This is a genomic window from Agrobacterium sp. MS2 (assembly GCF_003261015.1).
GTDB classification, from domain to species: Bacteria; Pseudomonadota; Alphaproteobacteria; order Rhizobiales; family Rhizobiaceae; genus Agrobacterium; species Agrobacterium pusense.
This window is the reverse complement of sequence record NZ_QLNF01000012.1, coordinates 65,949-78,496: the sequence shown is the minus strand read 5'-3', so window position 1 is coordinate 78,496 and position 12,548 is coordinate 65,949. Positions and strand designations below refer to the sequence as shown.

The window sequence follows — 12,548 nt, the reverse complement described above, 5'->3', positions numbered from 1 at the left end:
AGTCGCTTGGGATGTCGCGAGTTGGCGCGGTGTTTAACGGAATCAGCGCAAAAAAGCAACCGGCTCCGCCAAGATTCTTTTGCGATCCAAGGGATCAGCCGCCTTTCGAAAAGGAAGATGGGCAAGACCGCAGTCCTCACCCATTCATTCCTTCGATCAGGCAGAGGCTTTCTCGAGAACGCGCTCGATGGCCTCGGTGACGGCATCGACATCTGCCATGCCATCCAGCGTCACCAGCTCGCCCTGCTCGCTGTAATAAGCGGACAGCGGCGCAGTCTTTTCGCGATATTCCGTCAGGCGCTTGCGGAAAGCTTCCGGATTATCGTCAGAGCGAACAGTACCGCCGGCGGCAATGGTTTCAGCCACGCGATTTTCGATTCGGCGAATCAGAGCCTCTTCGTCCACCTTGAGTTCGATGACGGCGTCGAGCACCAGGTTCTTCTTGCGCATGTTGTCGGCAAGCGCCTTCGCCTGCGGAACGGTGCGCGGATAACCGTCGAGAATGAAGCCCTTGGCACAGTCAGGAGCTTCGATACGCTCGGAAACGATCTGATTGACGATATCGTCGGATACCAGCCCGCCGGCGTCCATGACGGCCTTGGCGCGCTTGCCGATTTCGGTGCCCGCGCTGACCGCAGCGCGCAGCATGTCACCGGTTGAAAGCTGGGGGATCCCGTACTTGTCAGTGAGCCGCTTGGCCTGGGTTCCCTTGCCCGCACCCGGCGGACCCAAAAATATCAGTCTCATCGTCCCCTCTTTCCTCCACGCAACTTCGACTTCTTGATCAGACCTTCATACTGCTGGGCGATCAGGTGACCCTGAATCTGCGCAACCGTATCCAGAGTTACACTGACAACGATCAAAAGCGAAGTACCACCAAGGGCTAATGGAATGCCCGTACGTGCGATAAGTGTCTCAGGAAGGATACAGACAAAGACCAGATAAATCGCGCCGACCACAGTGATGCGGGTCAGAACGTAATCAATGTACTCCGCAGTGCGCTCGCCCGGACGGATGCCCGGAATGAAGCCGCCATGCTTCTTGAGATTGTCAGCCGTATCCTTCGGATTGAATACGATCGCCGTGTAGAAGAAGGCGAAGAAAGCAATCAGCAGGCCATAAAGCGCCATAAACAGCGGCTGGCCGTGTTGCAGCGAGGCGATGATAGAGGTCGCCCAGGTTGGCAGGTTAGTGTTACCCGCAAAGCCTGCAGCCGTTGCCGGCAGAAGCAGCAGCGACGATGCGAAGATCGCAGGAATGACGCCGGCCGTGTTAAGCTTCAGCGGCAGGTGCGAGGTATCGCCCTGGAACATGCGGTTCCCGACCTGTCGCTTCGGATATTGGATCAACAGACGGCGCTGCGCACGCTCCACGAAGACGATAAGGGCAATGACGCCGATTGCAACGACGACGACCGTCAGGATGAGCGGGGTCGAAAGCGCACCGGTGCGGCCGAGTTCCAGCGTGCCGGCCAGGGCCTTGGGCAGACCGGCGGCAATGCCCGCGAAGATGATCAGCGAAATACCGTTGCCGATACCGCGCGAGGTGATCTGTTCGCCGAGCCACATCAGGAACATCGTGCCGCCAAGCAGCGTGATGACGGTGGAAATGCGGAAGAACCAGCCCGGATCAACGACAAGGCCGTTACCGCTTTCGAGGCCGACCGCAATACCATAGGCCTGCAGCGTGCCGAGGAGCACCGTGCCGTAACGGGTGTACTGGTTGATGATCTTGCGGCCGGCTTCGCCTTCCTTCTTCAACGCTTCGAGCGAAGGCACGACCGAGGTCATGAGCTGCACGATGATCGAAGCGGAGATGTAAGGCATGATGCCGAGGGCGAAAATCGCCATGCGCTCGACAGCGCCACCCGCAAACATGTTGAAAAGACCGAGAATACCGTTGGCCTGGCCACGGAAGGCCTGCGCATAGGCTTCAGGGTTCAGGCCCGGAAGCGGAATATGGGTGCCGAGACGGTAGACGAGAAGTGCGGCAAGAGTAAACCAGAGACGCTTTTTCAGATCCTCCGCCTTAGCGAAGGTCGAAAAATTCAGGTTCGAAGCCAGTTGTTCCGCTGCTGAAGCCATAAATTTCTCCGAATGACCCTTGCCAGCCAGCGCAACCGGCCGATGCGGAAAGGTCTAAAAGATACTGGTCAAAACCGGGCTTCGGACAAACGCGGCTCTGCGCCGCCATCATGCCTCACCCTGTTTTTTATGTCCTATCCCCTCCCCTATGGAAGTTCAAGAACTGTGAGGCTCTCCCTGCAGCACTTTCTGCCGCAAGCGGGGCCAAGGAAGCACACCGCGAAGAGATTTCCCTGATGCTCTATAAATCGATTTAGATCGAAAGCAACAGTGGCCAGGGAGCGCAAACGCCCGGAGCGACAAGCCCCGGGCGCCTGAAGTCTATATATTACTCGGCGGCTTCTGCTGCAACTGCGAGAAGCTTGATCGAGCCGCCAGCCTTTTCGATCTTTTCGATTGCGGGCTTGGAAGCACCGGCCACTTCGAAAGCGACCTTAGCCTTCAGCTCGCCGTCGGCGAGAATACGAACGCCGTCCTTGGCGCGGCGGATAACGCCGGCAGCCTTGAGAGCAGCAGCATCGATCGTTGCGGAAGCGTCAAGCTTCTTGGCGTCGATGGCGGTCTGAATGCGGCCGAGCGATACGACAACATATTCGGAAGCGAAGATGTTGTTGAAACCGCGCTTCGGCAGACGACGGTAGATGGGCATCTGACCGCCTTCGAAGCCGTTGATGGCGACGCCCGAACGAGCCTTCTGACCCTTCACACCGCGACCACCGGTCTTGCCCTTGCCGGAACCGATACCGCGACCTACGCGGATACGATCCTTGGAGGCGCCTTCGTTGTCTCTGATTTCATTGAGTTTCATGATAGGTTACTCCGTCTCACTTCTCGTCAACGACGCGAACGAGATGCTGGACCGCACGGATCATGCCGCGAACCGCCGGAGTGTCTTCCAGGGTACGCTGACGATGCATCTTGTTGAGACCCAGACCCACCAGCGTCTGACGCTGGATTGCCGGGCGGCGAATAGGGCTGCCGATCTGTTCGACCGTAACAGTCTTCTTGGCTTCAGTAGTTTTCTTGGCCATGATCCAGCTCCTTATTCTTCAGAAGCGTTGCCGGAGGCGGCACGACGAGCCTGAAGGGTCGCATACTTCAGACCGCGCTGTGCAGCGATGTCCTTCGGATGAACCTGATGCTTCAGAGCGTCGAACGTCGCGCGAACCATGTTGTACGGGTTCGAAGAACCGGTCGACTTTGCAACAACGTCATGAACGCCGAGCGTTTCGAAAACGGCGCGCATCGGACCACCGGCGATGATACCGGTACCGGCCTTGGCCGAACGCAGCAGAACCTTGCCTGCGCCGTGACGGCCATTGACGTCGTGATGCAGCGTGCGACCATCGCGCAGCGGAACGAAGATCAGATCGCGCTTTGCGCTTTCAGTTGCCTTGCGGATCGCTTCCGGAACTTCACGAGCCTTGCCGTGACCGAAACCAACGCGGCCCTTCTGGTCGCCAACGACGACGAGAGCGGCGAAACCGAAACGACGGCCACCCTTAACAACCTTTGCAACGCGGTTGATCGCGACCAGCTTGTCGACGAATTCGCTATCGCGCTCTTCGCGGTTCTGACGCTCTTCGCGGGAACCTCTTTTATCCTGTGCCATTGTCCTTGTCCTTTTTCTTTTACGGGTGGAACGGCAAACGAAAAGACCAGCGGCCCCGAAGACGAGATCCGCATGGTCCGGTGAAATTCCGCCCGGATCGATGTCCGGGCGGAAAAAAATCAGAAGTTCAGGCCGCTTTCGCGGGCTGCATCTGCCAGAGCCTTGATACGGCCGTGATAGATGAACGCGCCACGGTCGAATACAACATCCTTCACGCCAGCCTTGACGCCGCGCTCGGCAACCAGCTTGCCGACAACAGCTGCTGCTGCAACGTCGGCGCCGGTCTTGAGCGAGCCGCGCAGATCGGCTTCGAGCGTGGAGGCAGACGCAAGCGTCTTGCCAGCAACGTCATCGATGATCTGGGCGTAGATGTTCTTCGACGAGCGATGAACCGACAGGCGCGGGCGGCCGTTGGCAACCGCCTTGATCTGGCGGCGCACACGGCTCGCGCGACGTGCAAGTGCTTCTTTCCTGCTAGCCATTTCGCGTGATCCTTACTTCTTCTTGCCTTCTTTGCGTACAATACGCTCTTCAGCGTACTTTACGCCCTTGCCCTTGTAGGGCTCGGGACCGCGGTATTCGCGGATTTCCGCGGCAACCTGGCCAACCTGCTGCTTGTTGATGCCGGAAACGATGATTTCCGTCGGCTTCGGAACGGCAATGGTGATGCCGACCGGAGGCTCGTAAACAACGTCGTGGCTGAAACCGAGAGCCAGCTGCAGGTTCTTGCCCTGCATGGCGGCACGGTAACCAACGCCGTTGATTTCGAGCTTGCGCTCATAGCCGTCCTTAACACCCTTGAAGATGTTCTCGATCATCGTGCGGGACATGCCCCACTTCGAACGAGCTTCCTTGGTGCCGTTAGCCGGCGTTACGGAAACGCCGTTATCTTCGAGCTTCAGCTGAATGTCGTCGTTAGCGACGAAAAACAGTTCACCCTTCGGGCCCTTAGCAGTAACCTTCTGGCCGTCGACATTGGCCGTCACACCTGCGGGAACCGGAACGGGCTTTTTACCGATACGAGACATTATTCAATCCTGTCTGTTCGTTATGGAGATCCTTGCTCGAGTCTTAGAAGACCGAGCAAAGAACCTCGCCACCAACGTTCTGTTCGCGAGCCTGGTGATCGGCCATCACGCCCTTCGGGGTCGAAAGGATGGTGATGCCGAGGCCGTTCGCGACCTGCGGAATGGACTTTACCGAGACATAAACCCGGCGGCCCGGCTTGGAAACGCGGCCGATCTCACGGATCACGGACGCGCCTTCGTAGTACTTCAGCTCGATGGTGAATTCGGACTTGCCGTTTTCGAAATCGACCTTGGAATAACCGCGAATGTAGCCTTCAGACTGCAGCACGTCGAGAACGCGTGCGCGGAGGCTGGAAGCAGGCGTGCTTACCGAAGACTTACGGCGAGCAGCACCATTGCGGATGCGGGTGAGCATATCACCCAAAGGATCAGTCATGGTCATGTGCCCGTCTCCTTACCAGCTCGACTTGACAATGCCCGGCACCTTGCCGGAATTGCCCAGCTCACGAAGCGCGATACGCGACATCTTGAGCTTGCGATAGAACGCGCGCGGACGGCCCGTTACTTCGCAGCGGTTGCGGATACGCGTCTTCGAGCCGTCACGCGGCAGCGAAGCGAGCTTCAGGGTGGCCTTGAACCGCTCTTCGATCGGAAGGGACTGGTTCATCACGATCGCCTTGAGGGCCGCGCGCTTGCTGGCCTGCTGGGCGACCGACTTGCGGCGGCGCTTGTTCTTTTCAACTGCGCTTGTTTTCGCCATATCGGAGTTCCTTTTCTACGCTCGTCGTTACGGTTAGTGACGGAACGGGAAGTTGAACTCTGTAAGCAGAGCCCGAGCTTCGTCGTCCGACGTCGCCGTCGTGCAAACGATGATGTCCATGCCCCACATCTGATCAACCTTATCGTAGTTGATCTCAGGGAACACAATGTGTTCCTTGATGCCCATGGCGAAGTTGCCACGGCCGTCAAAGCTCTTCGGGTTCAGGCCCCGGAAGTCGCGAACGCGCGGCAGCGCGATGTTGACCAGACGATCAAGGAATTCGTACATGCGGGCGCCACGAAGGGTAACCTTCGCACCGATCGGCATGCCTTCGCGAACCTTGAAACCAGCGATCGAGTTGCGAGCGCGGGTAACGACCGGCTTCTGGCCGGCAATCGCAGCCAGGTCACCGGCAGCGATCGTGGGCTTCTTGGAGTCGGCAGTCGCTTCGCCAACGCCCATGTTGATCACGATCTTTTCAAGCTTCGGGATCATCATGACGTTTGCGTAGGAGAACTTCTCCTGCATGGCGCCACGGATACGGGAAACGTATTCCGTCTTGAGACGCGGCTCGTACTTATCAGCCATCGATCACTTCTCCCGAACGCTTGGCCACGCGGACCTTCTTGCCATCCACAACCGAGAAGCCAACGCGGGTCGGCTTGCCATCCTTGTCGACGATGGCGATGTTGGAGATGTGCAAGGATGCTTCCTTGTTGATGATGCCGGCTTCCTGGGCCTGGGTCTGGCGCTGGTGACGCTTCACCATGTTTACGCCACGCACAACGGCCCGGTCTTCCTTCGGCAAAACCTGGATTACTTCGCCGGTACGGCCCTTGTCCTTACCGGTCAATACGACAACCTTGTCGCCTTTACGAATTTTCTGCATCGCATACGCTCCTTACAGTACTTCCGGAGCCAGCGAGATGATCTTCATGTGGTTCTTGGCGCGAAGTTCGCGCGGAACCGGTCCGAAGATACGGGTGCCGATGGGCTCTTTCTTGTTGTCGATAAGAACGGCTGCGTTGTTATCGAAACGGATGACGCTGCCGTCAGCGCGGCGGATGTCCTTGGCGGTGCGCACGACAACCGCCTTCATCACGTCGCCCTTCTTGACGCGGCCGCGCGGAATAGCTTCCTTGATGGAAACGACAATAATGTCGCCAACAGAAGCATATTTGCGCTTCGAGCCGCCCAGCACCTTGATGCACATGACACGACGTGCGCCGGAATTATCCGCCACGTCGAGGTTTGTTTGCATCTGAATCATGTCAGGTCGCCTTCTTGTTGTTACCGGAACGGTTGGGCAAACTCTCCCGAGCGAGCCCCCTGCTCCAGCTTATGAATATCTCTTTTTTTGCGCGGAAAAATCGTGACAGGGTGGTTTCCCGAAGGACCTTCCGTGCGCATCAAAGCAAAAGACGCCCGGGTCACGAGCGTCCTTGCGCTGCTTCATACAGGAATTCGCGCCAAGTGCAAGACACCCGGCACGATTCTGATGAAATTAAGCCTGGGCGGAAACGACCGTCCAGCGCTTGTCCTTGGAGATCGGTGCGCATTCCTCGATGGAAACGACATCGCCGACCTTATACTGATTGTTTTCGTCGTGTGCCTTGTACTTCTTCGAACGACGAACGGTCTTCTGAAGCAGCGGGTGAGCGAATCGACGCTCAACACGAACTACGACAGTCTTCTCGTTCTTGTCGGACACAACGACGCCCTGCAGAATGCGTTTCGGCATATTATTCTTCCTTAGGCCTTGGCTTCTGCCGCCTTCTGGCGGGCAATGGTTTTAACGCGGGCGATATCCTTGCGGACTTCGTTGATGCGCGAGGACTTCTCCAGCTGACCAGTTGCCTTCTGGAAACGCAGGTTGAACTGCTCCTTCTTCAGATCGGCGAGCTTGTCCTTGAGCTGGTCGGCGCTGAGGCCGCGAACTTCATCGGCTTTCATGTGCCTTGCTCCTTACTCTGCGATGCGCTGTACGAAGCGCGTCTTGACCGAGAGCTTGGCAGCGCCGAGACGAAGCGCCTCACGGGCGATCTCCTCGGACACACCGTCGATCTCGAACATCATACGACCGGGCTTGACCTTGCATGCCCAGTAATCGACCGAACCCTTGCCCTTACCCATACGAACTTCGGTCGGCTTTGCCGTAACCGGAACGTCGGGGAATACGCGGATCCACACGCGACCTGCGCGCTTCATGTAACGCGTGATCGCGCGGCGGGCCGCTTCGATCTCGCGTGCATTGACGCGGTTCGGTTCCTGCGACTTCAAGCCGAATTCACCGAATGCCAGGTCAAAGCCGCCCTTGGCGACGCCCTTGATGCGTCCCTTGAACTGCTTACGGTACTTAGTACGCTTTGGCTGCAACATTTTCTTACTTCTCCGAGCTTATCTTTCGCCAGCGTCAATCAAGCGTTTTCGCGACGACGATCGCCACGATCGCCACGCTCACGGCTTGCAGGGCCCTGTGCGTCGCCTTCGAGACCGCGACGCTCAGAAGCCATCGGATCGTGCTCAAGGATTTCGCCCTTGAAGATCCAGACCTTGATGCCGCAGATGCCGAATGCGGTTTCAGCTTCAGCCGTGCCGTAGTCGATGTCCGCACGCAGCGTGTGCAACGGAACGCGACCTTCGCGGTACCATTCGGTACGAGCGATTTCAGCACCGCCAAGACGGCCGCCGCAGGTGATCTTGATGCCTTCGGCGCCAAGACGCATTGCGGACTGAACAGCACGCTTCATCGCACGGCGGAAAGCCACGCGGCGCTCGAGCTGCTGAGCGATCGACTGGGCAACCAGCGTCGCGTCAATTTCCGGCTTGCGCACTTCAACGATGTTGAGGTGCGTTTCGGAGTTGGTCATCTCGGAAAGCTTCTTGCGAAGCTTCTCGATGTCTGCACCCTTCTTGCCGATGATCAGACCCGGACGAGCCGAGTGGATCGTGACGCGGCACTTCTTGTGCGGACGCTCGATGACGACCTTTGCAATACCGGCCTGCTTGAGTTCCTTGATCAGGTAAGCCCGGATCTTCAGGTCTTCATGCAGCAGCTTGCCGTATTCTGCGGTGTCAGCGTACCAGCGGCTATCCCAGGTACGGTTGATGCCGAGGCGGAAGCCGATCGGATTGATTTTCTGACCCATTATGCGGCCTCCCCTTTTTCCTCGACTTCACGAACAACGATCGTGAGGTGAGCGAACGGCTTTTCAATGCGGGAAGCACGACCACGGCCACGAGCGTGGAAACGCTTCATGGTGATGGACTTGCCAACATAGGCCTCGGCGACGACGAGAGCGTCGACGTCGAGGTCGTGGTTGTTTTCCGCATTGGCAATTGCAGATTCCAGCGTCTTCTTGACGGTGCCTGCAATGCGCTTGCGGGAGAATTCGAGCTCGGCGAGAGCGCGATCAACCTTCTTGCCACGGATAAGAGCGGCAACCAGGTTCAGTTTCTGGGGGCTGACGCGGAGCGTACGGGCAACGGCCTGAGCCTCGTTGTCCTTCAGCCGGCGTTCGGTCTTAGCCTTCGCCATGATTACTTCCTCTTTGCCTTCTTGTCCGCGCCGTGACCGTAATAGGTACGGGTCGGAGAGAATTCACCGAACTTGTGTCCGACCATGTCTTCGTTAACGGAGACGGGCACATGCTTGCTGCCGTTGTAGACGCCGAAGGTCAGACCAACGAACTGCGGCAGGATCGTGGAGCGACGGCTCCAGATCTTGATTACTTCGTTACGTCCGCTCTCGCGCACCTTCTCAGCCTTGGTGAGAAGATAGCCGTCAACAAACGGACCTTTCCATACTGAACGAGCCATTAGTGACTACCTCTCTTACTTCTTACGCTGATGGCGCGAGCGCATGATGAACTTGTCGGTCGACTTGTTCGAACGGGTGCGCTTGCCCTTCGTGGGCTTGCCCCACGGAGTAACCGGATGGCGACCACCCGACGTGCGACCTTCACCACCACCGTGCGGGTGGTCGACCGGGTTCATGACGACGCCGCGAACGTGCGGACGCTTGCCGCGCCAACGGGAACGACCGGCCTTACCGTCGTTGATGTTGGCGTGGTCAGAGTTCGAAACAGCGCCGATCGATGCGAGGCAGGAGCCGTGCACCAGACGCTGTTCGCCCGAGTTGAGACGCAGGATGGCCATGCCGGCATCGCGGCCGACGAGCTGGACATACGTACCGGCGGAGCGAGCGATCTGACCGCCCTTGCCCGGCTTCATCTCGACGTTGTGGATGATCGAACCGACCGGAATGTACTGAAGCGGCATGGTGTTGCCGGGCTTCACGTCCACTGCCTTGTCGGAGGCGATCACCTTGTCACCAGCAGCGAGACGCTGTGGCGCGAGAATGTAAGCCTGTTCGCCGTCGGTATACGTAACCAGCGCGATGAACGCGGTGCGGTTGGGGTCGTATTCCAGACGTTCAACGGTGCCTTCAACGTCGAACTTGCGACGCTTGAAGTCAACCAGACGGTAGGTCCGCTTGTGACCGCCACCCTGGAAACGGACGGTGATCCGGCCCTGGTTGTTACGGCCACCCTTGGAGCTGAGGCCCTGGGTGAGAGCCTTTACCGGCTTGCCCTTGTAGAGCGAAGCGCGGTCCACGATAACCAGCTGGCGCTGGCTCGGCGTGGTCGGATTGAAACTTTTCAATGCCATTTTATTGTTCCCTTTTGGGTCTTTGCCCGCTTGGGCCTAACCTTTAGAGTCCGGTGGACACGTCGATGGATTGACCTTCGGCGAGCGTGACGACGGCTTTCTTGACGTCCTTCAGCTTACCGGCGAACCCACGGAAACGACGGGTCTTACCCTTGCGGATAAGCGTGTTCACAGCCGTGACTTTGACGCCGAAGAGAGCTTCCACGGCAGCCTTGATTTCAGGCTTGGAAGCATTCTTGGCGACGTTGAATACGACCTGGTTCTGTTCGGATACCAGCGTCGACTTTTCCGTGATCGAAGGAGATACGATCACATCGTAGTGGCGAAGATCCGTCATTTGAACCGCTCCTCCAGAGCCTCTACAGCAGCCTTGGAAAGCACCAGCTTGCCACGGCGCAGGATGTCGTAAACATTGATGCCCTGTACCGGCAGAACGTCCACGTTCGGGATGTTCTGAGCAGCGAGCTTGAAGTTGCCATCAAGTTCGGCGCCGCCGATAACGAGAGCGTTGGTCAGGCCAAGCGAAGCGAAGCTGCCCAGCAGAGCCTTGGTCTTTGCTTCGGACGCGACGAGCTGATCGACGATGATCAGTTCTTCAGCCTTCAGCTTTGCAGACAGGGCGTGACGCAGGGCGAGCGCACGAACCTTCTTGGGAAGGTCATGGGCGTGGCTGCGAACGACCGGGCCGTGGGCCTTGCCGCCGCCGCGGAACTGCGGTGCGCGAGCCGAATGGTGACGAGCGCGGCCCGTACCCTTCTGCTTGTACATCTTCGCGCCGGTGCGGGAAACTTCCGACCGGTTCTTGGACTTGTGGGTTCCCTGCTGCTTCTTTGCAAGCTGCCAGCGAACCATGCGGGCCAGAATGTCCTGGCGGGGGTCGAGGCCGAAGATCTCATCCGACAGAGAAACCTTGCCGGCGTCTTTTCCCTCGAGGGTCTTGACGTTCAATTCCATGATAAGGCTCCCTTACTTCGCAGCCGACTTGACGGCGTCGCGGACGATGATCCAGGAACCCTTCGAGCCGGGAACTGCACCCTTCACGAGGATGAGGCCACGGTCTTCATCAGTCGAAACGACTTCGAGGTTCTGGGTCGTAACGCGGGTCTGGCCCATATGACCAGCCATGCGCTTGCCCTTCCAGACGCGACCCGGATCCTGGTTGGAACCAGTCGAACCGTGCGCACGGTGCGAGATCGAGTTACCGTGCGAAGCGCGGCCACCACCGAAGTTGTGACGCTTCATAGCACCGGCGAAACCCTTACCGATCGTGGTTCCGGTGACATCGACCAGCTGGCCGGTCTGAAAATGATTTGCGGTCAGTGTTGCACCGATGTCGATCAGGTTCTCGGGGGAAACCCGGAACTCGACGAGCTTTGCCTTCGGTTCGACATTGGCAGCGGCAAAGTGACCGCGAAGCGCCTTCGTCGTGTTCTTGACCTTGGACTGGCCGGCACCGAGCTGAACTGCGGTGTAGCCATTCTTGTCTTCCGTGCGCTGGGCAACGACTTGTACGTTATCCAGTCGCAATACTGTTACAGGGATATGTTCACCTGCGTCGTTATAGACGCGTGTCATACCCACTTTCTGTGCAATCACACCTGAACGCATTGGTTCATCCTCTTGCGAGCCTTGAAGGGAAAACCCTCTCTGGCCTTTGTTAAGGAGTGCCCTTCGACATCTCACGATGTTTCCGGTCTCCGGTTTGGAAGTCGTTGGATTGCTCCACGTACCTTCCTTGTTATTTCAGCCCTTACCTTGAATGGTTCGGGCCGGGTCTTAGAGCTTGATTTCCACGTCAACGCCAGCAGCGAGGTCGAGCTTCATAAGGGCATCGACAGTCTGCGGGGTGGGGTCAACGATATCGAGAAGACGCTTGTGCGTCCGCATTTCGAACTGTTCACGGCTCTTCTTGTCAACGTGGGGAGAGCGGTTGACAGTAAACTTTTCGATGCGGGTGGGGAGCGGAACCGGGCCGCGAACGCTGGCGCCGGTGCGCTTTGCGGTCGACACGATTTCACGGGTAGAGGCATCGAGGATCCGGTGATCGAACGCCTTGAGGCGGATACGGATATTCTGGCCGTTCATTCGTCTTGTCCTTGTTCTTTGTTATTCGTTTCCGCACGCGGAAACACATGAACTTCTATTGATCGTGGCGCCGCAGATTTTCAAAAATCGAGAGGAATGCGCGTCGCACCCCAATCATTTCAGTAGTCTGTATTGCTAAAAACATCGCGTTCCGCAATCGCTTGCGAATCCAGCGGTGAATGTGAGTGCGCGTTTACGCGCTTTCACCGAATTTTTCAAGCACTAAAAATGCAACGCCGCCAGGCTTTTTACCAAAAGTCCGGCGGCGGTGCTGTTCGCACCGCCGCCAGCCTGAATTTCAACGGTCG

Annotated in this window: 23 protein-coding genes; all 23 read right to left on the bottom strand. The window is 57.9% G+C overall.

Translation table 11 applies throughout. From position 1 onward, the window contains the following. Positions 1-156: 156 nt before the first annotated feature. Positions 157-747 carry an adenylate kinase gene (locus DOU54_RS04985; protein WP_003507790.1) on the bottom strand — a complete coding sequence of 197 codons (591 nt, stop codon included), beginning with the start codon at positions 745-747 and terminating at the stop codon, positions 157-159. Further along, a complete protein-coding gene (gene secY, locus DOU54_RS04980) occupies positions 744-2,084 on the bottom strand; it encodes a preprotein translocase subunit SecY (RefSeq protein ID WP_004442582.1) in 1,341 nt (446 codons plus the stop codon). Before secY ends, DOU54_RS04985 begins: the two co-directional genes overlap by 4 nt. 328 nt (positions 2,085-2,412) lie before the next feature. Continuing rightward, positions 2,413-2,892 (bottom strand): 50S ribosomal protein L15, encoded by a 480-nt coding sequence (rplO, locus tag DOU54_RS04975; RefSeq protein ID WP_003521009.1) that lies wholly within the window; start codon positions 2,890-2,892, stop codon positions 2,413-2,415. Positions 2,893-2,908: 16 nt separating this feature from the next. Then, complete coding sequence (rpmD, locus tag DOU54_RS04970) at positions 2,909-3,115, bottom strand: 50S ribosomal protein L30 (RefSeq protein ID WP_003495212.1); 207 nt, start codon at positions 3,113-3,115, stop codon at positions 2,909-2,911. 11 nt (positions 3,116-3,126) lie between these two features. After that, complete coding sequence (rpsE, locus tag DOU54_RS04965; protein ID WP_004442585.1) at positions 3,127-3,696, bottom strand: 30S ribosomal protein S5; 570 nt, start codon at positions 3,694-3,696, stop codon at positions 3,127-3,129. Positions 3,697-3,815: 119 nt separating this feature from the next. Further along, positions 3,816-4,178, bottom strand: a complete 363-nt coding sequence (rplR, locus tag DOU54_RS04960; RefSeq protein ID WP_003507787.1) for a 50S ribosomal protein L18 — start codon at positions 4,176-4,178, stop codon at positions 3,816-3,818. Between the two features lie 12 nt (positions 4,179-4,190). After that, a complete protein-coding gene (gene rplF / locus DOU54_RS04955; protein ID WP_003495204.1) occupies positions 4,191-4,724 on the bottom strand; it encodes a 50S ribosomal protein L6 in 534 nt (177 codons plus the stop codon). A gap of 43 nt (positions 4,725-4,767) precedes the next feature. Then, entirely contained in the window at positions 4,768-5,166 is a 399-nt protein-coding gene (gene rpsH / locus DOU54_RS04950; RefSeq protein ID WP_004442588.1) for a 30S ribosomal protein S8, read from the bottom strand. A 12-nt stretch (positions 5,167-5,178) separates the two neighbouring features. Next, positions 5,179-5,484, bottom strand: coding sequence for a 30S ribosomal protein S14 (gene rpsN / locus DOU54_RS04945; protein WP_004442591.1), 306 nt, complete (start codon positions 5,482-5,484; stop codon positions 5,179-5,181). 33 nt (positions 5,485-5,517) lie between these two features. After that, positions 5,518-6,072: a 50S ribosomal protein L5 gene (rplE, locus tag DOU54_RS04940; RefSeq protein ID WP_003495201.1), complete on the bottom strand. Its 555-nt coding sequence runs from the start codon at positions 6,070-6,072 to the stop codon at positions 5,518-5,520. Continuing rightward, on the bottom strand, positions 6,065-6,373 hold the full coding sequence (gene rplX / locus DOU54_RS04935) for a 50S ribosomal protein L24 (RefSeq protein ID WP_003521006.1): 309 nt from the start codon (positions 6,371-6,373) through the stop codon (positions 6,065-6,067). Before rplX ends, rplE begins: the two co-directional genes overlap by 8 nt. 12 nt (positions 6,374-6,385) lie before the next feature. After that, positions 6,386-6,754, bottom strand: coding sequence for a 50S ribosomal protein L14 (gene rplN / locus DOU54_RS04930; RefSeq protein WP_003495199.1), 369 nt, complete (start codon positions 6,752-6,754; stop codon positions 6,386-6,388). Positions 6,755-6,988: 234 nt separating this feature from the next. Further along, positions 6,989-7,225 carry a 30S ribosomal protein S17 gene (gene rpsQ / locus DOU54_RS04925; protein WP_003495195.1) on the bottom strand — a complete coding sequence of 79 codons (237 nt, stop codon included), beginning with the start codon at positions 7,223-7,225 and terminating at the stop codon, positions 6,989-6,991. A gap of 11 nt (positions 7,226-7,236) precedes the next feature. After that, positions 7,237-7,437, bottom strand: coding sequence for a 50S ribosomal protein L29 (gene rpmC, locus DOU54_RS04920; RefSeq protein ID WP_003495193.1), 201 nt, complete (start codon positions 7,435-7,437; stop codon positions 7,237-7,239). A 12-nt stretch (positions 7,438-7,449) separates the two neighbouring features. Next, positions 7,450-7,863, bottom strand: a complete 414-nt coding sequence (rplP, locus tag DOU54_RS04915; RefSeq protein ID WP_003495190.1) for a 50S ribosomal protein L16 — start codon at positions 7,861-7,863, stop codon at positions 7,450-7,452. A gap of 38 nt (positions 7,864-7,901) precedes the next feature. Then, entirely contained in the window at positions 7,902-8,633 is a 732-nt protein-coding gene (gene rpsC / locus DOU54_RS04910; protein WP_004442600.1) for a 30S ribosomal protein S3, read from the bottom strand. Next, entirely contained in the window at positions 8,633-9,022 is a 390-nt protein-coding gene (gene rplV, locus DOU54_RS04905; protein WP_003521005.1) for a 50S ribosomal protein L22, read from the bottom strand. The genes rpsC and rplV overlap by 1 nt, the downstream gene beginning before the upstream one ends. A gap of 2 nt (positions 9,023-9,024) precedes the next feature. Continuing rightward, a complete protein-coding gene (gene rpsS / locus DOU54_RS04900; RefSeq protein ID WP_003507772.1) occupies positions 9,025-9,303 on the bottom strand; it encodes a 30S ribosomal protein S19 in 279 nt (92 codons plus the stop codon). A gap of 15 nt (positions 9,304-9,318) precedes the next feature. Further along, positions 9,319-10,155 carry a 50S ribosomal protein L2 gene (gene rplB / locus DOU54_RS04895; protein WP_003521004.1) on the bottom strand — a complete coding sequence of 279 codons (837 nt, stop codon included), beginning with the start codon at positions 10,153-10,155 and terminating at the stop codon, positions 9,319-9,321. Positions 10,156-10,198: 43 nt separating this feature from the next. Next, positions 10,199-10,492, bottom strand: a complete 294-nt coding sequence (locus tag DOU54_RS04890) for a 50S ribosomal protein L23 (protein WP_003521003.1) — start codon at positions 10,490-10,492, stop codon at positions 10,199-10,201. After that, positions 10,489-11,109 carry a 50S ribosomal protein L4 gene (rplD, locus tag DOU54_RS04885; protein WP_003495173.1) on the bottom strand — a complete coding sequence of 207 codons (621 nt, stop codon included), beginning with the start codon at positions 11,107-11,109 and terminating at the stop codon, positions 10,489-10,491. Before rplD ends, DOU54_RS04890 begins: the two co-directional genes overlap by 4 nt. Positions 11,110-11,121: 12 nt before the next feature. After that, positions 11,122-11,763, bottom strand: coding sequence for a 50S ribosomal protein L3 (gene rplC / locus DOU54_RS04880; RefSeq protein WP_004442604.1), 642 nt, complete (start codon positions 11,761-11,763; stop codon positions 11,122-11,124). A 168-nt stretch (positions 11,764-11,931) separates the two neighbouring features. Continuing rightward, entirely contained in the window at positions 11,932-12,240 is a 309-nt protein-coding gene (gene rpsJ, locus DOU54_RS04875; protein WP_003507767.1) for a 30S ribosomal protein S10, read from the bottom strand. Positions 12,241-12,548: the final 308 nt, after the last annotated feature.